The 24,152-nt window shown below is 44.4% G+C and carries 21 protein-coding genes; 11 read left to right on the top strand and 10 right to left on the bottom strand.

Features of this window, described 5'->3' with window-relative positions:
- Positions 1-91 precede the first annotated feature (91 nt).
- Positions 92-1,102, top strand: coding sequence for a metallophosphoesterase (locus BLP85_RS12580; protein WP_092820418.1), 1,011 nt, complete (start codon positions 92-94; stop codon positions 1,100-1,102).
- 79 nt (positions 1,103-1,181) lie between these two features.
- A complete protein-coding gene (locus BLP85_RS12575; protein ID WP_092820417.1) occupies positions 1,182-1,526 on the top strand; it encodes a hypothetical protein in 345 nt (114 codons plus the stop codon).
- 51 nt (positions 1,527-1,577) lie between these two features.
- On the opposite strand, the gene BLP85_RS12570 is transcribed toward BLP85_RS12575, so the two are convergent.
- Both BLP85_RS12570 and trhA read right to left on the bottom strand, forming a co-directional pair.
- Positions 1,578-2,894, bottom strand: a complete 1,317-nt coding sequence (locus BLP85_RS12570) for an MFS transporter (protein WP_092820416.1) — start codon at positions 2,892-2,894, stop codon at positions 1,578-1,580.
- A 143-nt stretch (positions 2,895-3,037) separates the two neighbouring features.
- Positions 3,038-3,679, bottom strand: coding sequence for a PAQR family membrane homeostasis protein TrhA (gene trhA, locus BLP85_RS12565; RefSeq protein WP_092820415.1), 642 nt, complete (start codon positions 3,677-3,679; stop codon positions 3,038-3,040).
- 103 nt (positions 3,680-3,782) lie between these two features.
- Here trhA and BLP85_RS12560 point away from each other — a divergent pair, with 103 nt between their 5' ends.
- Both BLP85_RS12560 and BLP85_RS12555 read left to right on the top strand, forming a co-directional pair.
- Positions 3,783-5,006 carry a class I SAM-dependent methyltransferase gene (locus BLP85_RS12560; RefSeq protein WP_092820438.1) on the top strand — a complete coding sequence of 408 codons (1,224 nt, stop codon included), beginning with the start codon at positions 3,783-3,785 and terminating at the stop codon, positions 5,004-5,006.
- A gap of 52 nt (positions 5,007-5,058) precedes the next feature.
- A complete protein-coding gene (locus tag BLP85_RS12555; protein WP_092820414.1) occupies positions 5,059-5,481 on the top strand; it encodes a GNAT family N-acetyltransferase in 423 nt (140 codons plus the stop codon).
- An 18-nt stretch (positions 5,482-5,499) separates the two neighbouring features.
- Here the strand turns inward: BLP85_RS12555 and BLP85_RS12550 are convergent, their stop codons facing one another.
- On the bottom strand, positions 5,500-6,411 hold the full coding sequence (locus tag BLP85_RS12550) for a LysR substrate-binding domain-containing protein (RefSeq protein WP_092820437.1): 912 nt from the start codon (positions 6,409-6,411) through the stop codon (positions 5,500-5,502).
- A 100-nt stretch (positions 6,412-6,511) separates the two neighbouring features.
- On the opposite strand from BLP85_RS12550, the gene BLP85_RS12545 reads away from it, so the two are divergent.
- Complete coding sequence (locus BLP85_RS12545) at positions 6,512-7,141, top strand: NAD(P)H-dependent oxidoreductase (protein WP_092820413.1); 630 nt, start codon at positions 6,512-6,514, stop codon at positions 7,139-7,141.
- 53 nt (positions 7,142-7,194) lie between these two features.
- On the opposite strand, the gene BLP85_RS12540 is transcribed toward BLP85_RS12545, so the two are convergent.
- The 4 genes from BLP85_RS12540 to BLP85_RS12525 all read right to left on the bottom strand — a co-directional run bounded on the left by BLP85_RS12540 (position 7,195) and on the right by BLP85_RS12525 (position 12,446).
- Positions 7,195-7,467: a DUF4199 domain-containing protein gene (locus BLP85_RS12540; protein WP_092820412.1), complete on the bottom strand. Its 273-nt coding sequence runs from the start codon at positions 7,465-7,467 to the stop codon at positions 7,195-7,197.
- Between the two features lie 450 nt (positions 7,468-7,917).
- Positions 7,918-10,050 (bottom strand): 3-hydroxyacyl-CoA dehydrogenase NAD-binding domain-containing protein, encoded by a 2,133-nt coding sequence (locus BLP85_RS12535; RefSeq protein ID WP_092820411.1) that lies wholly within the window; start codon positions 10,048-10,050, stop codon positions 7,918-7,920.
- Between the two features lie 11 nt (positions 10,051-10,061).
- Complete coding sequence (locus BLP85_RS12530) at positions 10,062-11,267, bottom strand: acetyl-CoA C-acetyltransferase (RefSeq protein WP_092820410.1); 1,206 nt, start codon at positions 11,265-11,267, stop codon at positions 10,062-10,064.
- Between the two features lie 168 nt (positions 11,268-11,435).
- Positions 11,436-12,446, bottom strand: coding sequence for an AraC family transcriptional regulator (locus BLP85_RS12525; protein WP_092820409.1), 1,011 nt, complete (start codon positions 12,444-12,446; stop codon positions 11,436-11,438).
- Positions 12,447-12,663: 217 nt separating this feature from the next.
- Between BLP85_RS12525 and BLP85_RS12520 the strand changes: the two genes are divergently transcribed.
- The 5 genes from BLP85_RS12520 (at position 12,664) to BLP85_RS12500 (ending at position 20,128) form a co-directional block, all read left to right on the top strand.
- A complete protein-coding gene (locus tag BLP85_RS12520; RefSeq protein ID WP_092820408.1) occupies positions 12,664-13,782 on the top strand; it encodes a CaiB/BaiF CoA transferase family protein in 1,119 nt (372 codons plus the stop codon).
- 121 nt (positions 13,783-13,903) lie between these two features.
- On the top strand, positions 13,904-15,184 hold the full coding sequence (locus BLP85_RS12515; protein ID WP_092820407.1) for a carbohydrate porin: 1,281 nt from the start codon (positions 13,904-13,906) through the stop codon (positions 15,182-15,184).
- Between the two features lie 165 nt (positions 15,185-15,349).
- Positions 15,350-17,752 (top strand): glucose/quinate/shikimate family membrane-bound PQQ-dependent dehydrogenase, encoded by a 2,403-nt coding sequence (locus BLP85_RS12510; RefSeq protein WP_092820406.1) that lies wholly within the window; start codon positions 15,350-15,352, stop codon positions 17,750-17,752.
- 254 nt (positions 17,753-18,006) lie between these two features.
- Complete coding sequence (locus BLP85_RS12505) at positions 18,007-19,650, top strand: nitrite/sulfite reductase (protein WP_092820405.1); 1,644 nt, start codon at positions 18,007-18,009, stop codon at positions 19,648-19,650.
- On the top strand, positions 19,643-20,128 hold the full coding sequence (locus BLP85_RS12500; protein ID WP_092820404.1) for a DUF934 domain-containing protein: 486 nt from the start codon (positions 19,643-19,645) through the stop codon (positions 20,126-20,128). Before BLP85_RS12505 ends, BLP85_RS12500 begins: the two co-directional genes overlap by 8 nt.
- A 74-nt stretch (positions 20,129-20,202) precedes the next feature.
- On the opposite strand, the gene BLP85_RS12495 is transcribed toward BLP85_RS12500, so the two are convergent.
- The 3 genes from BLP85_RS12495 to BLP85_RS12485 form a co-directional block, all read right to left on the bottom strand.
- A complete protein-coding gene (locus BLP85_RS12495) occupies positions 20,203-20,652 on the bottom strand; it encodes a VOC family protein (protein WP_092820403.1) in 450 nt (149 codons plus the stop codon).
- 169 nt (positions 20,653-20,821) lie between these two features.
- Positions 20,822-21,997, bottom strand: coding sequence for a thiolase family protein (locus tag BLP85_RS12490; protein ID WP_092820402.1), 1,176 nt, complete (start codon positions 21,995-21,997; stop codon positions 20,822-20,824).
- A 117-nt stretch (positions 21,998-22,114) separates the two neighbouring features.
- Positions 22,115-22,636 carry a GspH/FimT family pseudopilin gene (locus BLP85_RS12485; protein ID WP_092820401.1) on the bottom strand — a complete coding sequence of 174 codons (522 nt, stop codon included), beginning with the start codon at positions 22,634-22,636 and terminating at the stop codon, positions 22,115-22,117.
- Positions 22,637-23,018: 382 nt separating this feature from the next.
- Between BLP85_RS12485 and omp38 the strand changes: the two genes are divergently transcribed.
- The gene (gene omp38, locus BLP85_RS12480) at positions 23,019-24,074 is read left to right on the top strand and encodes an outer membrane protein Omp38 (protein WP_092820400.1); all 1,056 of its coding nucleotides are present in this window, start codon (positions 23,019-23,021) and stop codon (positions 24,072-24,074) included.
- Positions 24,075-24,152 lie beyond the last annotated feature (78 nt).

The raw sequence follows: 24,152 nt of genomic DNA, 5'->3' as shown, positions 1-24,152 counted from the left end.
AATTGGTTTGAGTATAATTGTGAGCTGTGAAAAGATAAATATCGTAATAGATGAATGATGTAATATCAGCGTCAAGATTAGAGAAGATAATATGTGGGATTCACACTCAGTCATTTTTTATTTTTACTTGTGTTTTGCAGTACTTGGCATATGGGGTATTGCACAGGCCTGGCTGAGCCAAACCCGAACAGAAACCATTCATCCCTTTAAGGCATTTGTACATTTATTGGCCTTTTACTTATCCTATTTACTGTTTCCGCTGTTTTTCTTTAGTTTATATGCCGGCTGGAGTGGCTATTACTCTATTCACCAGGCGGTGTTTATTTTCTTGCTGAGTTGTGTGCTGATTTATGCCCGTTTTATCGAACCTCAGCATGTCATGGTTAAAACCCTGCAATACCAGCTCAATCCGGAACAAAACCTGCAAAGCCCCGTCAAAATTGCCTTGATTGCCGATTTACATATCGGACTGTTTTCCGGGCATGAACGCCAGCTGAAAATTATTGTCGATAAAATTAATCAGCAGAATCCCGATCTGGTGGTGGTCGCAGGGGACTGGACCTATGAACCGGAAAACAAACTGGCAGATGAACTGGCCATTTTACAAAATATCAATGCGCCGGTGTATTCGGTGAACGGCAATCATGACGAACAGTATCCCGGACCGCCGATTCTACAATTATTGCAACATGCGCTTAAAATGAATAACGTGATTGATATCGAAGGTCAAATTGTTGAATTTGATGAATTCAGGTTGCTGGGCGTGGGCGATTTATGGGCCGGAAAAACCGATATGCGTTATATGCCGGATTTGCCGCAAGACAAACCCTGGGTAATTTTGTCGCATAACCCGGATACGGTGGATATGGTACCGCAATTGCCGACACGCCCTCTTATGCTGTCGGGGCATACTCATGGCGGACAGGTGGAACTGCCTTGGCTGACCAATTACATCATGAAAAAAGTCTCCATTCTTGGACATAAAAAAGGGTTGTACCAACATGAAAATGCAGATGTTTTTGTGACTGTAGGCACAGGAATGGTGGGTGTGCCTTTTCGTTTTCGGGTACCGCCGACCATTGATATTATTGAGCTGATTTAAGGCTCAATAATGGGTTGTCCTATATGTGACATGCGATAAAATAATAAGCATTGAATAAAACAAGAATGAGGAGAGGCCGATGTCTTTTTCGCAGGAAGTGGGACAGTTTTTTGATTTAACTGCTGCGCAATCGTCACAGCTGGAAATGGGCCTGCTCGCTTTGCAACAGGCTTTTTTGCAAGCTGAAAGCGATGTGGTCAATACACCCGCATTTGCCAGCAGGTTTTATCAAAAGTTTCAGCACCTAATTGGTGATTTTGGCTTTAATGACAATAATGTGGAAGCTTTGCTGGATCATTTATACGGAACGGAAACCTACCGTCAGCTGGTCACCTGGATTGTTTCGAGTTACTACAATGCGGGGGGTGAGCGAAGCAGGTTTGAAGAAATCTATCAACAGATTTTAAGCGATGAGCAGGTTTAAATTATAAAAAACCAGCGTGGATAACGCTGGTTTTTTTATGTCTGGATGAAATTAAACCTGGTTGTTTACATCTTCATTTTTGGTTTCACGAATGGCCAGGAAGGCAAGCAGTGAAAGAAGAGAGGCAGCCGTTAAATAATAACCCACGGCATATAAACCATATGTCGTTGCAAGCTTGGTTGCAATAAGGGGTGCAAAAGACGCCCCAAAAATGCCGGCAAGGTTAAAGGTTAATGCCGAACCGGTATAACGAACTGAAGTCGGGAAAATTTCAGACAGTACCGTACCAATCGGGCCATAGGTTAAGCCCATGATCGCCAGACCAATACATAAGAACAGGAAGACGACAATGGTACTGCCAGATTCAAGCATGCTTGAGAATACCAGGCCAAACAATGCTGAAACGATACATACGCCAATTGAAGTGGCTTTACGACCAAATTTTTCCGCAAACACGGCAGAAAGTGGAATGAATGCAGCAAAGCATAAAGTGGCAACCAGTTGCAGTTCCAGAAATTCAGAACGTGTGTAACCAAGCTTGGTGGTTCCCCAGTTTAAGGCGAATACCGTGGTGAGGTAGAACACCACAAAGGTACAGATGGCAGCGATGGTACCGAGAATCAGCATGCCCCAGTGTTTGGTCAACACTTCTTTGAACGGAATATTTACTTCTTTCTGCTTATCCAATACCTTCTGGAAGGCAGGCGTTTCATGCAGTTTCAGGCGAATCCATAAACCCACGATCACCAGTAACGCACTTGAAATAAACGGGATACGCCAGCCCCATTGCATAAAGTCCTGTTCCGACATCAATGCGCCAAGGGTAATAAACGAACCTGTCGCCAGGATAAAGCCGATTGGTGCCCCAAGTTGCGGGAACATGCCGTACCAGGCACGTTTACCTTCAGGTGCATTTTCAGTTGCAAGAAGAACCGCGCCACTCCATTCACCGCCTAAGCCCAGACCTTGACCTAAACGGCAAAGAGCAAGCAATAGCGGTGCAACAAGACCCACTTGAGCATAAGTCGGCAATAAACCGATACATACGGTCGAAATACCCATGGTCAGCAAGGCTGCGACCAGGGTTGCCTTACGGCCAATCCGGTCACCCAAATGTCCAAACAGGGCAGCACCAATCGGACGCGCAATAAAGGCAATCGCAAAGGTGGCTAAAGACTGAATGGTTGCCGTGGTGGGGTCTGTGCTGGCTGGAAAGAACAGATGTGGAAAAATAATGACTGCTGCCGTTGCGTAAATATAAAAATCGAAAAACTCGATTGTTGTACCGACAAGACTTGCAGTAAGAACGCGGAATTTTGAATTGGTTGCGGCTTCTTCTGAAGCAGCGATAGAATCTGATGACGCCATGGATGACCTTACACTTACTAAAAATAAAAAAACTTAATTTTAAAAGCGTAATCTTTTTAAAAAAGGCGTAATTTTTTAAAAAAACAACGAAGAATCTTCTCTACTCAACTCGCTCAGGGTCACTGAAATGAAGAATGAGAGGATTAAATCACGTAAAGATAGATAGACAGAAAATGTGATCCTGCACCGATCAATACAAAAATATGCCAGATAGCGTGCGTGTATCTTACCTTTTTTAGCGCATAAAACAATGCACCCACGGTGTAAGCAAGCCCGCCAACGATCAGATAGGTTAATGCTGGGGTACTTAAAAAGTGTTGCATATCATCCATAACCAGTAAAGCCAGCCACCCCATGACCAAATAGGCGATGAGTGAAATTTTCTGGAAACGATGAATGAGAACCAATTTGAATAGTGTGCCAATGGCGGCAATCAACCAAAGGGCGATTAATAAATATTGTGCCTTGGCTGTAGGAATGGCAATGGACAGGAACGGGGTATAGGTTCCCGCAATCAGGTAATAAATGGCAGTATGGTCCAGTTTTTTGTACCAGCCACGACGTTGTGGCGATTCGGCATAATGGTACAGGCTAGATGCAGAAAACAGTAAAATCATGCTGAGTGCATACACACACAGTCCAATAAATTGTCCGAGCGGTAAATCACTGCCTTTGATCAGCATAAAAATACTGGCGATAAGCGCTAGGAGTGCGCCAAAAGCATGACTGATCGCATTGATTTTTTCTTCATGGGGATCGTAAGCCTGCAGCTGGGAAGTTGTCATTATTTATTTTCTATAATTAAAAAATACACTTGTATAGTAATGCAGTTTTACCTTTAAAGTAAGAAGTTTTAAACTGATGGCTTAATTTATTCGAGTGATGTATATGTCTCAACCGGCTTCTCCTTTTATTCAGGAACAAAAATTCTTAGACGCTTTTCAGCAAGCCATTGAAACACATAGTTTTGATCGAATGATTATTAGCCAGTATAAAGGTGAGCTGGAGCATTTGGAGAAAATGACCTTGCGAGTCATTTCACTGCAAAACCAGCCAGTGCTCAGTTGTCTGTACCGTTACAAGACTCAGGATGTCACTAAAAATTATCCTTTGGCAGAAGCGGTGCCCGTGGTGCAGTCATTGTTGGCGCAATCTAAACAGGCCAATCTGTTTACTGCGGGCGAAGAACTGCAACTGAAAAAGAACAAGAAAAAAGCCATGCTGAGCAGCAGTAAAAAGGCCGGTACACCAGTGAATCCTGCTGAGACCCAGCAAGGCCATGACCGTGCCAAGCATCGCTATGTCGATCAGGACAGCTATTTTTTACAACCGCTCGGCATTACCGACCATAACGCGCAGATTATTCCGAGCATGGCACGAAAATGGAAGCAGATTAATAAATTTGTCGAAATTTTCTCAGGTGCTCTGGATCAAATTCAGCAACACGATCATGCACTGCGTGTGGTGGATTTTGGTTCAGGCAAAGGCTATCTGACTTTTGCCTTATATGATTATCTGGCCAAACACGGGCAGACGCCTTTTGTCACCGGGGTCGAGCTGAATCCGAAAATGGTGGAGTTTTGTCAGGACGTTGCGCAGCGTTCCGATTTTCAGCAACTGGATTTTTTCCAGGGCGATGTCCGTACCTATCAGCCGGAACATCTCGATGTCATGATTGCGCTGCATGCTTGTGATGTGGCAACCGACTTTGCCATTCATACCGGGATTCGCTTAAATGCACAAATGATCATGTGCGCGCCGTGCTGTCATAAAGAATTGCGTCCACAGCTAAAAAGCCCTGAAGTGCTGAAACCGATGTTGCAATTTGGCATTCATGCCGGACAGCAGGCTGAAATGCTGACCGATACCATTCGCGCTTTATTGCTCAAAGCCTATGGCTATGAAACCAAGGTGTTTGAGTTTGTGGCGCTGGAACATACCAGTAAAAACAAGATGATTCTGGCCACCAAACGCAAAGATTATCGTGAGCCTGACCCACAGGTTTTGGACCAGATTCAGGCCTTAAAACAGATGTATGGCATTCAAAAGCATTCTCTGGAATTGTTGCTAAATGATCAGTGGGATCAGCAGGATATTGGCTGCAAGTGTTAATTTAAAATGGATAAAGCAATGTTAAACTGCTTTTTAGGAAGATGATGTTTCAATGACAGAATTGAAAATACGTTCAGGCAGTTGGGATGAATTGCAAAACGATGCCAAACTGATTCGTGAGCAGGTCTTTATTCAGGAGCAACACATTCCTGTTGAAGAAGAATGGGATGCGCAAGATGCCGTCGCATTGCATTTTGTGGTTTATGATCAGGCACAGCCTATTGCCACAGCGCGCCTGCTGCAAAATCACAGCATTGGCCGGGTTGCCGTTTTAAAGGCTTATCGTGGACAGGGCATTGGCAAGCTGTTGATGTTGGAGATGATTCAGCAAGCCAAACATGAGCAGCGCAAATTTCTGAAACTCTCTTCTCAAGTACATGCCATTCAGTTTTATGCAGGTCTTGGTTTTCAGGTGCAGGGCGATGAATATCTGGACTGCGGCATTGCGCATATTGATATGTATTTGAAACTTTAATCATCTTTATCACAGTGGTTAAGCATCAGTCAGATGCTGCTGTAGTGATTGAGCGATCAGATCAATGGTGATACGGATGCGTAATGGCAAAAAATGTGATTGTTTCCAAACAATTTGAATGGGATAGTCGTTACTTGAATGATCTGCAAGCAAGTGCTTCAATCGCCCTGATTGCAGATAAGGCTGAATCAGCCACGATGGAAGCCAGCTAATTCCACCACCCATTAAAGTGTAGTCTAAAATAGCCTGCATATCGTCCATCTGGATGTTGCCATTTGGCCTGTATTTTATGGTTTTCAGATTTGGGTCTTTAAATTGCCAAGCTTGCATTTGACCTGATTTCGCATAGCGAATCAGATGTTGCTGTTCTAAGTCCGTGAGCGATGACGGGGTGCCATGCTGTTCTAAATAATGTGGTGTGGCGCAAAGCCACATTGCATGTTGGCCAATCTTTTTTGCAATCAGCTGACTGCTGTCTTCCAGATGGCCAATTCGAATAGCAAGATCAAAATTATCTTCAATTAAATCGACCCGCCGATCATTAAAAGACAGTTCTATATTTAATTCAGGATGTTGTTCGGACAAGGTTTTCAGTATCGGCACAATAAATTTTTGACCGAATAAAACAGGCATGGACAGGCGTAATGAGCCTCGAATATGTTGACTGCTGCTGTCCAGCAGATTTTCGGCGGTCAGCAGTTCCTGTACAGCACGCTGGCTGTATTCATAAAATACTGCACCTTCGTCGGTCAAGGTCACATGGCGGGTATTGCGGGTCAGCAGCACAGCGCCCATTTGCTGTTCCAGCTTGGCGACCATTTTACTGACGGCAGAACGGGTGAGATGCAATTTTTCAGCCGCTTGAGTAAAACTGCCTAATTCAACCACAGTCATAAAGGCATTCAGGCTTTTCAGATCCGTAAGGCGCATTTTTGTTTCCAGTATGGAATCAATGTGATGATTTATTATCGCTTTTGCATCTAATTTGGCAATGCTAATCTTGTGCTCAATGAACAGAGTGAGCCAGATCATGAGTCAAATTTTGGTGCTTAAATCCAGTTTTATGCAGAGTCAATCCATGAGCAATCAGCTGATAGATGCCTATTTACAGACGCGTCAGCAGCAGGGTTTTGAAGATCAGGTCATTGAACATGACTTGGCTGCGATGCATTTGCCGGTATTGGACTTGGAACTGTTTCAGGCCCTGCGAGGCGAGGTGAATGAAAAACCTGAGATTAAGCGCGCCGTTGCCTTGTCGGATCAATTTATTCAGGAACTTCAGCACTGTGATTTATTGCTGATTGCGGTGCCGATGTATAACTTGAATGTGCCGACTCAGTTGAAAAACTGGTTTGATTTGATTGCACGGGCACGTGTCACTTTTCAATATACTGAAACAGCACCTGTGGGATTAATTCAAGGGGTTAAAGCGGCTGTTTTCAGTTCAAGAGGCGGTATTCATCAAGGTTTGACAACCGATGCCGTCACACCTTATTTGACTGCTGTATTGGGGCTGGTCGGTATTGAGGATGTCGATTTTATTTATGCAGAAGGTACCGATCTGCAGCCGCAGGGTAAAGCCAAAGCAGTGCAGTCCGCCTTGGTGCAAATTAACCATTATTTAAAGGCTCAAAAAAGTGTACAAAACGCATCAATTTGAAATGACATTAAAAAAGCGGGTGATAAAGCCCGCTTTGATACGCCGATAATGCTTTAGTGACTGTGTGCACTTGATGCTTCGGCATGGTCTGTCATATGTGCATGTTCTTCTTCAGTCATATTCATTTCAGCGGCAGTAGGTTCGGCAGCCGAAGACTGCTGCTGGTGTGCAGTATGCGTTTGATTACGTTTTTGACTCGGCATATAGTCTGGTTCGTTGCTCACGGCCAGATAAAAGATGCCCATAAATAAAGCACCTAAAATACAAACAATAATAACGGCTTTCCAACCCCACGGTGATTTTTCAGGAGAAGAGTTGTTTGTCATAAGAGGTCTACCCACCAGATAAATAAAAAAATTTAAAACTTATGTAACTTTATAACATAAAAGCCCTGCGAAAGCAGATGAGATTCTTTGGTTCAAACAATCCGCATGCCCAAGGGTAAAAAAGAGAAGCATTGGGCTCACTGCTGTCTCACAGTTGAATTCCAGGTGTTAGATTTGTGAGTGTGGCAAGGATGCCACACATTCCCCATCACGACAGGACGTCGTGTATGGGGAATAAAGATTTTTGCCTACTTTTGGTCTTTCAAAAGTAGGGTCCAGCCTACACAAAGTGACTTAAACTCTTAAAGAAAAGACAAGGCTATGAAAAATTAAATATAAATAAATATCAAATATTTAAATATAAAATGTCATCATATTTATTCGGTGCTGAAATAAAATCCAATTATGGGACAACACTGGCATTTCGCCTCTCTTTTTATAGGATGAAGTTTAAATTTTTTCGCCTTGGGCAATCTTGTCTTTGAGCAATTGCGGCGCTTTAAAGCGGTCGCCGTATTTTGCTTGCAAGGTGTTGGCACGAATCAAGGCTTTTTCCAGGCCGTATTGATTCAGATATTGCAATGCACCTCCGGTCCATGGGGCAAAACCAATTCCGAAAATAGAGCCGACATTGCCATCAACTGTCGATTCCAGTACACCTTCTTCCAGGCAGCGCAAAGTATCCAGCGACTGCACAAACAGAAAGCGGTCAATCATTTCCTGTTCAGAAATATCGGTGTCTTGCTGCCATTTTTTCAGGCCATCCCAAAGCTGTTTTTTGCCACCTTCCGGATAGTCATAGAAGCCTGCACCGGCAGCTTTACCTTTACGGCCGAACTCATGAATCATGCTGTGAATCACATCATCTGCCCCTGAACGCGGCAGGTCTTTGCCTTTAGCCAGTAATGCTTTCCGCGCTTCATTGGCGACATGTTCAGATAAGGTTAAAGAAACTTCATCCTGAATGGCCAGTGGACCCACAGGCATACCCGCTTTCAGCGCAGCCATTTCAATTCTTGCCGGATGCACACCTTCAGCCAATAAGCGCAGACCTTCCTGAACAAAGGTACCAAATACACGGCTGGTAAAGAAACCGCGGCTGTCATTGACCACAATCGGGGTTTTACCTATTTGCTGTACAAAGTCATAGGCTTTGGCCAAGGTCTCATTGGATGTATTTTTGCCCTTGATGATTTCAACCAGTTGCATTTTATCGACCGGGCTAAAGAAATGCAGGCCAATAAAGTTCTGCTCATTTTTAGAAGCCTGAGCCAGTTCTGTAATAGGCAAGGTTGAGGTATTGGATGCCATTACACCAGCATCGACCAGATAGTTTTCAGCTTCTTGCGTCACTTTGGCTTTCAGTTCAGGATTTTCAAATACCGCTTCAATGATCAGGTCACAACCTTGCAAGTCCGCAGCATCTGCGGTTGTCTGAATCAGGGCTAAAACCTGATCTCTTCTCTCAACGCTTAAACGGCCTTGCGATACTTTTTTATCCAGCAGTTTCTGGCTATAGGCTTTGCCTTTTTCAGCCGCTTCAATAGACACATCTTTCAGCACTACAGCAATGCCTTTAGAGGCTGTAGCATAGGCAATGCCTGCACCCATCATGCCGGCACCTAAAATGCCGACTTTAGTGGCTTGCCATTTGGCAATGTCTTTTGGACGGCTGGCACCGGATTTAATTGCATTCAAACCATGCCAGAAAGTGCCGATCATGTTCTTGGAAATCTGACCGGTGGCGAGATAGGTAAAGTAACGTGATTCAATGGTCAGCGCGGTATCGACATCGACCTGAGCACCTTCTACCGCTGCCGCCATAATCGCTTCAGGTGCTGGGTAGCAGCCCTTGGTCTTGTCACGCAGCATGGCCGGAGCAATTGCCAGCATTTGTGCCACGGCAGGCGAGGACGGGGTTCCCCCCGGAATTTTATATCCCTTCACATCAAATGGTTGCATAGACTTCGGATTGGCTTTGACCCAGGCGATGGCTTTTTCTAAAAGCTCCTGTTCAGAACCGGCTGTGTCGTGAATTAGTCCTAACGATCTGGCTTTTTCTACACCAAATTGCTTGCCTTCCATGAGTAGAGGAAATGCATTTTGTAGCCCCAAGAGACGAACCATCCGCACAATACCGCCACCGCCAGGCAATAAACCCAGCGTCACTTCAGGCAGACCGAATTTGGCTTTGGCATCATTCAGGGCAATACGATGATGACAGCACAAAGCCAGTTCCCAACCGCCACCCAGTGCCGTGCCATTGAGCGCTGCAACCACCGGAATGCCACGGGTTTCGATATAACGCAGTTTGGCTTTCATGTCTTCAATCATGTTGAAAAATTCTGCGGCATGTTCAGGGGTGGCCTGAATCAGCTCATCCAGGTCGCCCCCGGCAAAGAAGGTTTTTTTGTTCGAGCGGAAAATGATGCCTGCAATGTTGTCATCGGCTTTTAATTTTTCTACCGTTTCGGTTAAGGCGTTGCGGAAATCTGCATTCATGGTATTGGCAGACTGGTGGGGTGAATCTAAAGTGAGAATCACAATATTGTCGGCATTTTTTTCAAATTGAATTGCGCTCATTTTTGTTCTCCTTATACCAATTCAATAATGGTTGCGATGCCCATACCGCCACCGACACACAGCGTTGCCAAACCACGTTTCTTGCCTTGGCGTTCCAGCTCATCCAGTAGTGTGCCCAAAATCATGGCCCCGGTTGCACCCAGTGGATGTCCCATGGCAATTGCACCGCCGTTGACATTGACTTTGGCCGGATCCACCTTCAGTTCATTAATGAAACGCATCACCACGGCAGCAAAGGCTTCATTCACTTCAAACAGGTCGATATCATCAATGCTTAAACCGGCTTTTTCCAAAGCCTTACGTGCAGCCGGGGCAGGACCGGTCAGCATGATGGTCGGATCAGTGCCTACAAGTGCAGTAGACAATACTTTGGCGCGTGGTTTTAAGCCTTGTTCCTGAACGGCTTTTTCGGATGCCACCAGCACGACAGCCGCACCATCGACAATGCCTGATGAATTTCCGGCATGGTGTACATGATTGACTGCACCCACTTCCGGATATTTTTGCAGGGCAATGGCATCGAAACCCATCTGTCCCATCATGGCAAAACTTGGATTGAGTTTGCCTAGGCCTTCTGCTGTGGTGGTCGGTTTAATGAATTCGTCTTGGTCCAGAATCACCACACCGGCTTTATCTTTTATTGGGACCACTGATTTGCTGAAAAAACCGTTGGCTTGAGCTGCAGCGGCTTTCTTTTGTGAATCGGCAGCAAAGGCATCGACATCCGAACGTGTATAACCATCAATGGTGGCAATCAGGTCGGCACCAATGCCTTGCGGAATAAAGTCACAGGCCATATTGGTTTCAGGGTCGAGTGCCCAGGGACCGCCATCGGAACCCATCGGCACGCGCGACATGGATTCGACCCCACCTGCCACCACAATATCTTCCCAGCCCGAACGGACTTTTTGCGCAGCTAGGTTCACGGCTTCCAGGCCTGACGCACAGAAGCGGTTGATCTGTACTCCAGCCACATCATTGTCCCATCCGGCAGCAATGGCTGCAGTTTTGGCAATGTCGGCACCCTGGTCGCCAATCGGGGTAACACAGCCCAGGACAATATCATCCACCTTGGAAGTATCGAGTTGATGACGGTCTTTCAGTTCATTCAGCAAGGTGGTCAACAGGCTAATCGGTTTCACTTGATGCAGTGAACCGTCTTTTTTTCCTTTTCCGCGTGGTGTGCGAATGGCATCGATGATATAAGCCTCGCTCATGGCATTTCCCTTTTATGACTTTAAATTTTTTATACTTTTTTGAGTGTAATGATTAATTTTTGAAGTGCAATGATGAGAACGGGTCAGGTCAGATGATGTTTTTGGTCAATAAAAAAAAGCCCAAGTCGGAACCTGGGCATAGAGAGAAACTGAAAAAATCGGTTGTGATCAGTGATAACCGTGCAACTGGCGATATAAACCTGGAGTTACCCCGGTCCATTTTTTAAAGGCACGGTGGAAGGTACTGGTTTCACTAAAGCCGACCTGCTGCGCGACATCTTCCAGGGTCAAGCCCGGATTCAGCAACAGGTGAATGGCCGCGTCACGACGCAAGGCATCTTTCACGCCCTGATAGCTTTTGCCTTCCGCAGCCAGACGGCGACGCAAAGTTTGCGGAGAGAGGTACAACATCGAAGCGACATCGTTGAGTGTCGGCATTTCTTCGCCAATCTGGCTCTTTAACACTTCACGGATACGAGAAGTCAGCGAGTTGGTGTTTTTGAATTTAACCAGCAACTGTGCAGGTGCTGCTTTGAGGAATTCTTCCAGCGTCTCTTCATTTTGACGAACCGGAAGATCCAGATAGTCCGCAGCAAAGGTAATTTCGGTACGTGGGGCATCGAATTGCATCACCGGTGCGAAGAACAGGGCATCATATTCATCGGCATGTGCAGGACGTGGATAGCCAAAATGAACGCGTTCGAGTGGCAGTCGGCGTTCGATGAGCCAGGATGCCAGACCGTGCCAGATCATCAGCATGCTTTCGGTAATGAAGTGATCCGGATCCATGCTTTGGGGAATAAGGGGAACCAGACGTGCTTCATGTTTGTCACGTTCTAAAATCACCGACCATTCATCGCCAAACAGTTTATAGAACTGGGAAGAAAGCTCTAGGGCATCTCCTAGCGTTTTCGCGTGAATAATCAACTGACACATAATGGCAAAAGTGCCCAAACGACGTGGCTGTATATCAAAGCCGAGATGTTCGTCCTGGGTTACCATCCATAACATCTGAATAAATCGGGTGTATTGTTCCGGAGAAATACGTGCTTTAGGCTGACGTAATAATTCCGCTTCAATGCCCACATGTGACAATAAAGTTTCGACATCCATGCCCAGACGTTTTGCGCCGGTTAGAGCCGCATTGACGAAGTGGATACTGATCGTATCGCGGCTCATATTAAATCCTTCAGTCTCTTTCTCTTTTATATTCACTTGCAGTTGACCTAAATGACGCTAAAAATTGTTTGAGTGGCAATTTACAATAGATGTTTTACCTTATTGACATCTTAAATTGCCGAAATGATCAAGGTAAATGGCTGAACATGACATTGTTTTATGAGTTTTATATTTCTAATATGCATATAAAATCAATATAAAATGAGAAAAAACGGATATGACTACGGCTTTAAACGGATTAAAAGTGCTTGATTTTTCCACTTTACTCCCAGGTCCCTTTGCCACTTTGTATTTAGCGGACCTCGGTGCAGAAGTGATCCATATCGAATCGCCTACACGTCCAGACCTGATCCGGCTGATGCCACCTTATGCCAATGGGCAGGCAACGGCGCACAGTTACTTAAACCGTAATAAGCAGTCGATTGCGCTGGATTTAAAAGATGCACAGAGTATCCAGCTGATTAAACAGAAGATTACTGAATACGATATTGTGGTTGAGCAGTTTAGACCGGGAGTGATGCAGCGTCTGGGTCTGGATTATGCAACACTGAGCGCACTTAACCCCCGACTGATTTATTGTTCCATTACCGGCTATGGTCAGACCGGAACTTATAAAAATAAAGCCGGTCATGACATCAATTACCTGGCTTTATCCGGAATTGCAGGACATAGTGGCCGCCAACAAGGTGGACCACCCGCATTGGGTATTCAGGTGGCCGATGTTGCCGGAGGCTCCTTACATGCGGTCATTGGTATTTTGGCCGCGGTTGTTGAGCGTGAGCACAGTGGCTTGGGACAATATATTGATATTTCGATGACTGATTGTGTTGCCACTTTAAATAATATGGCAGCAGCGGCAACATTGGCAGGAAAAACCAGACAATTTCCGGAACAGTCGCATTTAAATGGCGGCAGCTTTTATGACTATTACCAAACTCAGGATGGCCGTTATTTATCGATTGGGAGTTTAGAGCCACAGTTTATGACCGGCTTGGCGCAAATATTAGATCTTCCCCTACTTGCTGAAAAAGGGGCTTCATTTGATCTGGCAGATCAGCAAAGCGTAAAACAGGCTCTGCGGGAAAAAATTAAAAGCCGAACTTTTGCAGAATGGAAAATGCTGTTCGCGCAGCAGGATGTATGCGTAGAGCCTGTTTTAGATCTGGATGAAGCCTTGCATTCCACTTTGGCCGAGCAACGACAGTGGACGGTGGAAGTTCCGCTAGAGCAGGGCAGTCAACACACCGAAACCCAGCTGGCCTGTCCGATCAAATTTTCGCGATCTAAGACAAAATATCTATATATTGGGCAGCATTTAGGGGCTGGAGATTGGTAGCTTTATTTTATATTGATAAATATTCTTTTATAAAACAATAAATTAACAAATTTCATTAAAAGTTACATAATGGACAAGAGTACCATATTTGTATTACAAAATAATATAAAGACTCTTTCTTATGAAGAAATTATGTAGAACGTTCAGTTTTAGCATCAGTCTGCTGTCTTTCAGCTGTGCGTTACAGATAGCAAATGCAGCCGATGCTTTTGACCCACAGAGTCAATGGATGTTTGGAGACTGGAATGGTAAACGTACCGAGCTCCAAGCAAAAGGTTACGATTTCAGCCTTGGCTATACCGGTGAACTGGCGACGCTAATGCATTCCGAGAACCACTCCAGTCATGGTACGGAATATGCGGATCAATTTGCTTTTGGTGCGCATTTGGATTTAAACAAAATCTTAGGCTGGCCAGATACTGAAGCGCAAATTACCGTGACTGAGCGTAATGGTCGTAATTTGTCGAATACTTCTGAGGCTTTAAATGGTCATAAAAGTTCAGTCCAAGAAGTATGGGGCCGCGGCCAGACCTGGCGTTTAACCGATTTCTGGATCAAGAAAAAATTCCTGGATCAAAAACTGGATGTTAAAGTCGGCCGTTTTGGTGAAGGTGAAGATTTCAACAGTTTCGACTGTGATTTTCAGAACTTGTCGCTCTGCGGTTCACAAGTCGGGAACTGGGTCGGTGACCAGTGGTATAACTGGCCCGTCAGCCAGTGGGCGGCACGGCTGAAATACAGCCTGACTCCAGAAGTCTATGCACAAGTCGGCGCCTATGAATATAACCCGGAAAATTTAGAGCGTGGTAAAGGCTTTAATTTAAGTACCGATGGTTCGCATGGTGCGATTATTCCTGCTGAAGTGGTTTGGACAGCAAAACTTGGCGTGGCCAAACTTCCAGGTGAATACCGTTCCGGCTATTACTATAGCACCGCGGATGCAGCACTGATCGCTAGCACTACAACTGAAAAGAAGCATCATCAAGGCGGTTGGGTGGTGGCCAGACAACAACTGACGGCCCATAACGGCGATGCGTCTCGTGGCTTGAGTGGTTTTGTAAACTTAACTGTACATGATAGCGACACAAATCAAGTCAGTGACATGCAAAATATTGGTCTGGTTTATAAGGGATTAATCGACTCCCGTCCTCATGATGAGATTGCGGTCGGTATCGCCCGGATCAATATCAATGACAAGGTTAATGATGCGAACATTCGCAATAACAGTGTAGATGCCCGTGGTCTACAGGGCGAAGAATACAATAGCGAAATTTACTACGGTATGCATGCCGCAAACTGGCTTACGATCCGTCCGAATATTCAATATATCCACCGGGTTGGTGCATATAAAAATGGAGAGAATGCCTGGGTTGGCGGCATTAAATTCCAAACAGCGTTCTAGTTTCTAGATGATAAGTACTTGGGTTTTATCAGTAGATGCCTAGAGCACAATTTTCTTTTGCAGATCGGTTTAACCCAGATATTTAAAATCTAAAAACTAAAAAAGGTGCTCATATTTAACTTTAGATATGAGCTTTAAAAAGAATCTTAAAAATAGGTGGTCAATATGAGTACTCCATCTTCAGGTTCAGCTCTAAAAACGGTTTTGGCTGTGATAGCCATTATTTTCGGTTTAGTGCTGCTGATTGGAGGAATATATCTTGCAGTGCTTGGTGGGTCTTGGTACTACATCATCGCAGGTTTATTCTTCATCGCTACTGCAGTTCTATTGCAAAAATTTAAAAGTTCGGCACTTCTGGTGTATGCGGTGCTGGTATTAGGTACTGTGGTCTGGGGGCTTTGGGAAGTGGGTTCTGACTTCTTTGCGCTTGCCCCCCGTCTGGACATTTTAGGTATCTTTGGTCTTTTATTGCTGATTCCTGCAGCGACTCGAGGTTTCGATAATACGAAAACCGCCAAGCTTGTTTTAGGCGGTTCTTTGGTTATCACTATTTTGGTGATGATTTACTCGATTTTTAATGATCCTCAAGAGATTCGTGGCGAGTTAAGCACCAAGCAACCTGCAACATCGCAGCCCATTCCGGGTGTGGCAGATGGTGACTGGCCGGCTTATGGTCGTACCCAGTCAGGTTTGCGCTATTCTCCGTTAAAACAGATCAATTCCGATAACGTAAAAGATTTGCAAGTGGCGTGGGAATATCACACTGGCGAATTCAAAACTGAAAACGACTCGGGTGAAACCACCAATCAGGTCACCCCAATTAAAGTGGGTGACAACATGTACATCTGTACCACCCATCAAAAATTGACAGCGCTTGATCCAGCAACAGGTAAAGCAAAATGGACTTACGATCCGGTTCTTAAAGCAGATAATACCTATCAGCATTTAACCTGTCGTGGCGTGTCTTATTATGACGTAAACAATACTGCTGGTTTTGAAGCCAGTTTGGCAGCTAAAAAATCTAGCTCTGCCGAATGTCCTCAAAAAGTGATTTTGCCGGTCAATGATGGTCGTCTGGTGGCGGTAAATGCACAAACCGGTACACCATGTTCTGACTTTGGTAAAAATGGTGAAGTGGATTTGCAAAAAGACATGCCGTTCCCGTATCCAGGAGGATATATCCCAACTTCACCTCCAGTGATTACCGGTACAACCATCATCATTGCAGGTTCAACAACCGACAACTATTCAACCAAAGAACCTTCGGGTGTGATCCGCGGTTATGATGTCAATAGCGGTGAACTGCTTTGGGTATTTGATACCGGTGCGGAAGATCCAAATGCGATTCCTGCACCTGGTCAAAAATTTGTGCATAACTCGCCAAACGCATGGGCACCTTTGGCCTATGATGCGAAACTGGATATCGTTTATGTTCCAACGGGTGTCGGTACTCCGGATATTTATGGCGGCCACCGTACCGAGTTGGATGAACGTTATGCCAACTCGATGCTTGCGCTGAATGCGTCTACCGGTAAGTTGATCTGGAATTTCCAGACCACCCATCATGACCTTTGGGATATGGATGTACCCTCTCAACCGACTTTGGCTGATATCAAAGACAAATCTGGCAATCTTGTTCCTGCAATTTATGTACTGACGAAAACAGGGAATGCATTTGTGCTAGACCGACGTACCGGTGCGGCTATTATTCCGATTAGGGAAAAACCTGTGCCGCAAAGAGTAAAACGCGGTCCGCAAACCAAAGGCGAACGTTATTCAGCAACTCAACCATTCTCTGACTTTGACCTGGCACCGAAAGACAAATTGACTGACAAACAGATGTGGGGTGCCACCATGTTTGACCAGTTAATGTGCCGAGTAGCGTTCAAGAAATTGAACTACGATGGCATTTATACGCCACCTTCTGAAAATGGCACGCTGGTGTTTCCAGGTAACCTGGGCGTGTTTGAATGGGGAGGTATGTCGGTCAACCCGGACCGTCAAATTGCCTTGATGAACCCGATTGGCTTGCCATTTGTGTCCAGACTGATCCCAGAAGATCCGAACCGTAAGCAGACAGCCAAAGGCGCGGGGACTGAACAGGGTGTTCAGCCCATGTACGGTGTGCCGTATGGTGTGGAAATCAGTGCCTTCCTTTCTCCCTTCGGGCTGCCATGTAAACAGCCGGCTTGGGGCTATGTGGCAGGTGTCGATTTAAATACCCATAAAGTGGTCTGGAAACGCCGGATCGGTACCATTCGAGACAGTATGCCGGGTATTCCATTACCGCCATTTAAAATGGGTGTGCCAATGCTGGGTGGTCCAATCTCTACTGCAGGTAATGTCATGTTTGTGGGTGCAACCCAGGACAATTACATCCGTGCCATTAATGTCACCAATGGGGATGAGCTTTGGAAAGGCCGTTTGCCGGCGGGTGGCCAGGCAACGCCAATGACTTACGAAAGTAACGGTAAACAATATGTAGTCATTATGGCGGGCGGTCATGGTTCATTTGGGACCAAAATGGGCGACTCTTTGGTTGCTTATGCCTTACCCGATAAAAAATAAGCTATCTATTTATTAGGTTAAATTTGAAAAGTCCGATTCGTCGGGCTTTTTTATGAAAATAAATGCTAAAGACTAAATAAATTAAGCAATATCATTGAAAATGAATTAAAAAAGGCTGAAAGGCTTTATATCTGTGCAGGTCGGGCACACTTATCAATAAAATCGCTATGAAATATGTAAAAAACGCATTTTGTTGATAGATCAAATCTCGTTATGCTGTGCACCGTTATAATAGAAACTACTAGCTGTACGCCATGTATTTATATACTGATTTTGACCAGCAACTGGTCAATGAACGTGTTGCACAATTCCGTGACCAAACGGAACGTTATTTAGCCGGTAAATTGACGGAAGATGAATATCGTCCACTCCGTCTGCAAAACGGCCTTTATGTACAACGTTATGCGCCAATGTTGCGTATTGCGGTTCCTTACGGCCTGATGAATTCAAAACAATTACGTAAAATTGCGCAATTGGCTAAAGACTATGACCGTGGTTATGCACACGTATCAACACGTCAAAACATTCAGTTTAACTGGCCTGCACTAGAAAATGTACCGGACATGCTGCAAGAACTGGCTTCTGTACAAATGCATGCCATCCAGACTTCTGGCAACTGTATCCGTAATACTACAACTGACCAGTACGCAGGTGTGGTTGCCGGTGAAGTGGCTGACCCACGTCCAACCTGTGAATTGATCCGTCAGTGGTCTACATTCCACCCAGAATTTGCCTTCTTGCCACGTAAGTTCAAAATTGCAGTTTCTGCATTGGAAGAAACTGACCGTGCGGCGACTTCATTTCATGACATCGGTGTATACATCGTGCGTAATGAAGCAGGCGAGATGGGCTATAAAATCAAAGTGGGTGGTGGCTTGGGCCGTACTCCGGTGATTGGCAGCTTTATCCGTGACTTCCTGCCACGTGAAGACCTGATTGCCTATTTGGAAGCGGTACTGCGTGTCTATAACTTGCATGGTCGCCGTGACAACAAATACAAGGCCCGTATCAAAATTCTTGTTAAAGCACTAACTCCGGAAGTGTTTGCAGAGAAAGTTGAAGCTGAATTTGCGCATACCGTAAAAACTTTAAAAATCGATGCAGACACCTTGGCGAAAATGGATGAGAACTTCACGCCATTTGATTATCAAGACTATGCTGATGAAGACTTTACAGAACAGTTTGCAGCGCATCCGAAGTTCAAGCAGTGGTTCAATATCAATACCAATGCGCATAAAGTCAAAGGTTATCGTATTGTTACCATTTCACTGAAACGTGCGGGTATCGCACCGGGTGACATGACGGTTGAAGAGATGAACCTGATTGCCGATCTGGCAGACAAGTACACCTTCGGCGAGTTCCGTACTACACATGAACAAAATGTGGCCTTGGTTGATGTGCCGCAAAAAGACCTGTTTGAATTGTGGCAGATTCTTGATCAGCATAACCTGGCACGTGCGCACATTGGTTTCTTGACTGACATCATCTGCTGCCCGGGCGGTGACTTCTGTTCGCTTGCCAATGCGAAATCTATTCCGATTTCAGAAGCTATTTCACGCCGTTTTGATGATCTGGATACCATTTATAATCTAGGTAAGCTTGACCTGAACATTTCAGGTTGTATGAATGCCTGCGGTCACCACCATGTCGGTAATATCGGTATTTTGGGTGTTGACAAAAAAGGTGCTGAATTCTACCAAATCACGCTGGGTGGTAATGCAGACCATGATGCATCGATTGGTGACATCTTGGGGCCATCATTTGCAGCAGACCGTATTCCAGATGTAGTGGAAGAAATTTTAAATACCTATCTTGACCTGCGTAATGAGGGTGAAGAGTTTATTGATACCTACCGCCGTGTTGGCATTCAACCATTCAAGGAGCGTGCATATGCTTAATACCGCACTACAAGTGCTCTCTAAAGATGGCACGATTGCAGACAATACCTATCAATTGATTGGTGAAGATGGCGTATTGCCACAAGGTGACGTGGTTTTAACGGTTGACCAGCTCGACCAAATTGCCCAGGTTTCAGGTAAGAAAGCACTTTACATCACTGTAGATGCATCTCCTGAAACGCATGAATTTCCACTTGACCAGTTAGATGCAATTTTTATTGAATTTGCAGGTTTTAACGATGGTCGTGGCTATTCATTCGCTGCACTGTTACGTCGTCAAGGTTTCCAGGGCGAACTGCGTGCGACAGGTGATGTGTTCAAAGACGTGTTGAACTACATGAAGCGTTCTGGTTTCGATACTTTCGTGATTAAAGAAGGGAAAGATATTCAGGAAGCTGCTGCCGGTCTGGGTGATTTTACCAATCCATATCAGGCTTCAACTGCAGTTGAAAAAGCAAGTTATCAAACAGGTGCTTGATTGTTTTAAGCTGATGTTCAAAAGCCGGATAGATTCCGGCTTTTTTTTATGCGTGTTTAAATAAAAAACCGAGATTACATGGCTTCTAACTGGCAATTCACCATCCATTTAATCCCGAACTGATCGGTGAAGGCACCATAGAGTGCACCCCAGAAGGTCTTTTCTAAGGGCATTTCAATTTGTCCATTTACAGATAAAGCATCAAATAAGCGTTTCGCCTCATCTTGCTCATGGGCATTCAGATTAATTGAAATATAGTGATTATTGCCTGGCGTGAAAATGCTATTGTTTTGCGCACAGAATTGATCATTGGTGTCAGATCCCATCAATTCTGTAAACGCATTAATCGGTAAGGATACATGCAGAATAAGATTTTTATCCGCTTCAGATAGCGTGACACCTTCTTGCGCTGGCATTTCACCATAACGGGTCAGATTGGAAAACTCACCACCAAAAACAGATTTATAAAAGTTAAATGCTGCTTCGGTTTCACCTTGGAAATTAAGATAATGATTAAGTTGCATGCAAAGCCTTTGTAGTTGTTATTTTGATGGTTCTAATCTAGCAGGTTTAAGCTCAAATTTTGATGATGAAAACATAAAAAAGTGTAAGCATAAAAAATCTCTCAAGCGAGGGATTTTTTTCTCATCTCTCCCAAAGAGGAGAGATGAGAAGCACTGCTTCGCAAGGAGATTAAAGCAACTCAATCGCCACAGCAGTCGCTTCACCGCCACCGATACACAGTGCCGCAATGCCTTTTTTGCCACCCGTACGTTTTAAGGCATGAATGAGCGTCAAGATAATGCGCGAACCGGTAGAACCGACAGGATGACCGAGTGCACACGCACCGCCGTTAATGTTGACTTTAGCCGGATCAAGCTTGAAATCATCCATCGGACACATGGTCACCATGGCAAAAGCTTCGTTAATTTCCCAAAGATCAACATCTTGAGCATCCCAACCGGTTTTATTTAAAACTTTCTGAATGGCACCGACTGGAGCAATGGTAAATTCTGAGGGATGCTGTGAATTAGAAGCATAAGCCACAATTTTTGCCAGAGGTTTTAAGCCCTTAGCTGAGGCATTTTCACTTGAGGTGAGCACAAGGGCAGAGGCGCCATCTGAAATCGAGCTGGCATTGGCCGCAGTAATCGTACCATCTTTGGCAAATGCAGGACGTAGCGTTGGAATTTTTTCAATATTGGCATTGAAAGGCTGTTCGTCTTTATCTATCACGACATCGCCTTTACGGGTAGATACCGTGACTGGGACGATTTCATCGGCAAAGTAACCTTCATTGACCGCGTTTTGTGCACGTTGTAATGAACGAATCGCAAAGGCATCCATCTGTTCGCGCGTATAGCCACGCGTATTTGCCATGTCTTGTGCAAAAGAACCCATTAAACGGCCTGTTTCTGCATCTTCTAAACCATCCAGGAACATATGGTCTTTGATTTCACCATGTCCCATGCGCAAACCGCTACGCGCTTTAGGCAATACATAAGGGGCATTGGTCATCGATTCCATGCCGCCTGCAACCACGATTTCAGCAGAACCGGCTTTAATCATGTCAGCCGCTTGCATCACCGCTTTCATGCCAGAACCACATAACTTATTAATAGTCACTGCACCAGTTGAATCAGGTAAGCCGGCTTTGCGCATTGCCTGACGGGCTGGTCCCTGCTTCAGGCCAGCAGGGAGTACGCAGCCCATAATGACTTCTTCGACATCGGTTGCTTGTAATCCTGCACGTGCAATCGCTTCCTTAATACATGCTGCGCCAAGTTCTGGGGCTGTTACATTGGCCAAGCTACCTTGAAAGCCGCCCATTGCAGTACGTGCACCATTTACAATTACGATGTCTGTCATTGTTCTTTCTCCGAGATTGATTTTTTTAAGGAATTATTTTTCCAAGTTTAAGCAGTATATTGAAAAATGAGCCGGAATAAAGAGGGGATGGCAGCATGTCTTTAGACTGAGAAGTTTTTAGCAGAGGGAGAGGGTTTCTATCCGCATATGCCCCATGGCACTCAGAACCAGTTTCCGATGATGATCAGAAACATTTGAACAATAATAAAAACTGCCATTTGAACCTATCGGCAGGCCATTTTCAGCTTGAAACGTTAGGCTGGGGGCACTCAATGTCCCTCTCCAGTCTAAATGCCCGTATTTTAAATTGGTTGATTCTGTATAGATAATTTTTTCGCCTGTATCAATTTGTCTATTTTTATTGCTGTCGAGAAAAACCAATAAACCGGCAGCCCATTGATTTGTTTGACAATTCAAGTTATTTTGACTTGGACACAACACCACATTGCTATGATAGAGAAGGGCTTGAGATTTGGCTAAATGAATTGTTGAAATCAGTTTATTCGTAGTGGCGTTGACTTCCTGTTTGGCTCTTATTTCTTGAAAATAAGGTAAAGCGATGGTGGCCAGAATTGCAAAAATAGCCAAAGTAACGATTAGCTCAACCAATGTGAACCCATTTTTTTGTTGAAAAAGCATTTAAAGTAATCCTGCAATGTATTTTTTTTTAATTATGTGTGTTATTAATATTTTGTTTTTTAATTGTTTTTTTGCGATTGATATTTATTTTTCAACTTTATAACAAAGCTGTTAAAATAATTCGCAAGTGACGATAAGCTATTCATAAGAATAAATTGAGTAAAAATTTACCGAATTACAACGGAAATTGTAAGTAATTTTGTCAATAATTTACTTGATTAAAATTATCAAGCACTTGGAAAAAAAATAAAGTGTTTGTATGATTCACTGTGAATAGCTTAAGAATTAAGAAAAAAACTGGGGTATAAGAAAGCCTATCTCAGAATAGCCAAATTCTAGGCTTGAGCTTGAACAACAATTGTTATCTCTGGAGGATAAATCCATGAAAATGAGTCGTATTGCTTTAGCAATGCTCGTTGCTGCACCTTTAGCTGCTGCAAACGCTGGCGTAACTGTTACTCCATTAATGGTCGGTTATACATGGCAAGATACTCAACACAACAATGGCGAAGATCATTTAACAGATGGTCCTGAGCTTCAAGACGATTTATTCGTTGGTGCAGCACTTGGTGTTGAATTAACGCCTTGGTTAGGTTTCGAAGCTGAATACAACCAAGTAAAAGGTGATGTAGAAGGCCTTGGTGTACCTGCAGGTGCAGAGTATAAACAAACTCAAATCAATGGTAACTTCTATGCGACTTCTGATTTGATCACCAAAAACTATGACAGCAAAATCAAACCTTATGTATTGTTAGGTGCTGGTCATTATAAATATGAAGCTACAGGTTCAATTGCAGGTGGTGAGGCTGAAGAAGGTACTCTTGGTAACGCTGGTCTAGGTGCTTTCTGGCGCTTAAATGATGCTTTATCTCTACGTACTGAAGCTCGTGCTACTTATAACATCGACGAAGACTTCTGGAACTATACAGCTTTAGCTGGTCTTAACGTAGTTCTTGGCGGTCACTTGAAGCCTGCTGCTCCTGTAGTAGAAGTTGCTCCAGTTGAGCCTGTAGCTCCAGTTCAACCAGCTCCACAAGAGTTGACTGAAGACCTTAACATGGAACTTCGTGTGTTCTTTGATACAAACAAATCAAACATCAAAGACCAATACAAACCAGAAATCGCTAAAGTTGCCGAGAAGTTGGTTGAATATCCAAACGCTACTGCTCGCATCGAAGGTCACACAGACAACACTGGTCCACGTGCATTGAACGAACGTTTATCTTTAGCTCGTGCTAATTCTGTTAAATCTTCACTTGTAAATGAATACAATGTAGATCCAGCTCGTTTGTCTACTCAAGGTTTCGCTTGGGATCAACCGATTGCTGACAACAACACTAAAGAAGGCCGTGCTATGAACCGTCGTGTATTCGCGACTATTACTGGTAGCCGTACAGTTGTTGCAGAACCTGCTCAACAAGCGCCTGCAGCTCAATAATTTATTATTGAACTGAGTTAAAAAAGCAGCCTTAAGGCTGCTTTTTTTATGTGCTACATAAGCATAACTTGTTTAATA

Source organism: Acinetobacter kookii (genome assembly GCF_900096895.1).
Classification (GTDB): domain Bacteria; phylum Pseudomonadota; class Gammaproteobacteria; order Pseudomonadales; family Moraxellaceae; genus Acinetobacter; species Acinetobacter kookii.
Note: the sequence above shows the minus strand (reverse complement) of the source record. Positions and strands in the feature narration are given on the sequence as shown.

Coding starts and splice junctions, on each gene's coding strand:
- BLP85_RS12580 (WP_092820418.1), top strand. CDS start 92: ATGTGGGATTCACACTCAGTCATTTTTTATTTTTACTTGTGTTTTGCA.
- BLP85_RS12575 (WP_092820417.1), top strand. CDS start 1,182: ATGTCTTTTTCGCAGGAAGTGGGACAGTTTTTTGATTTAACTGCTGCG.
- BLP85_RS12570 (WP_092820416.1), bottom strand. CDS start 2,894: ATGGCGTCATCAGATTCTATCGCTGCTTCAGAAGAAGCCGCAACCAAT.
- trhA (WP_092820415.1), bottom strand. CDS start 3,679: ATGACAACTTCCCAGCTGCAGGCTTACGATCCCCATGAAGAAAAAATC.
- BLP85_RS12560 (WP_092820438.1), top strand. CDS start 3,783: ATGTCTCAACCGGCTTCTCCTTTTATTCAGGAACAAAAATTCTTAGAC.
- BLP85_RS12555 (WP_092820414.1), top strand. CDS start 5,059: ATGACAGAATTGAAAATACGTTCAGGCAGTTGGGATGAATTGCAAAAC.
- BLP85_RS12550 (WP_092820437.1), bottom strand. CDS start 6,411: ATGCGCCTTACGGATCTGAAAAGCCTGAATGCCTTTATGACTGTGGTT.
- BLP85_RS12545 (WP_092820413.1), top strand. CDS start 6,512: ATGAGTCAAATTTTGGTGCTTAAATCCAGTTTTATGCAGAGTCAATCC.
- BLP85_RS12540 (WP_092820412.1), bottom strand. CDS start 7,467: ATGACAAACAACTCTTCTCCTGAAAAATCACCGTGGGGTTGGAAAGCC.
- BLP85_RS12535 (WP_092820411.1), bottom strand. CDS start 10,050: ATGAGCGCAATTCAATTTGAAAAAAATGCCGACAATATTGTGATTCTC.
- BLP85_RS12530 (WP_092820410.1), bottom strand. CDS start 11,267: ATGAGCGAGGCTTATATCATCGATGCCATTCGCACACCACGCGGAAAA.
- BLP85_RS12525 (WP_092820409.1), bottom strand. CDS start 12,446: ATGAGCCGCGATACGATCAGTATCCACTTCGTCAATGCGGCTCTAACC.
- BLP85_RS12520 (WP_092820408.1), top strand. CDS start 12,664: ATGACTACGGCTTTAAACGGATTAAAAGTGCTTGATTTTTCCACTTTA.
- BLP85_RS12515 (WP_092820407.1), top strand. CDS start 13,904: ATGAAGAAATTATGTAGAACGTTCAGTTTTAGCATCAGTCTGCTGTCT.
- BLP85_RS12510 (WP_092820406.1), top strand. CDS start 15,350: ATGAGTACTCCATCTTCAGGTTCAGCTCTAAAAACGGTTTTGGCTGTG.
- BLP85_RS12505 (WP_092820405.1), top strand. CDS start 18,007: ATGTATTTATATACTGATTTTGACCAGCAACTGGTCAATGAACGTGTT.
- BLP85_RS12500 (WP_092820404.1), top strand. CDS start 19,643: ATGCTTAATACCGCACTACAAGTGCTCTCTAAAGATGGCACGATTGCA.
- BLP85_RS12495 (WP_092820403.1), bottom strand. CDS start 20,652: ATGCAACTTAATCATTATCTTAATTTCCAAGGTGAAACCGAAGCAGCA.
- BLP85_RS12490 (WP_092820402.1), bottom strand. CDS start 21,997: ATGACAGACATCGTAATTGTAAATGGTGCACGTACTGCAATGGGCGGC.
- BLP85_RS12485 (WP_092820401.1), bottom strand. CDS start 22,636: ATGCTTTTTCAACAAAAAAATGGGTTCACATTGGTTGAGCTAATCGTT.
- omp38 (WP_092820400.1), top strand. CDS start 23,019: ATGAAAATGAGTCGTATTGCTTTAGCAATGCTCGTTGCTGCACCTTTA.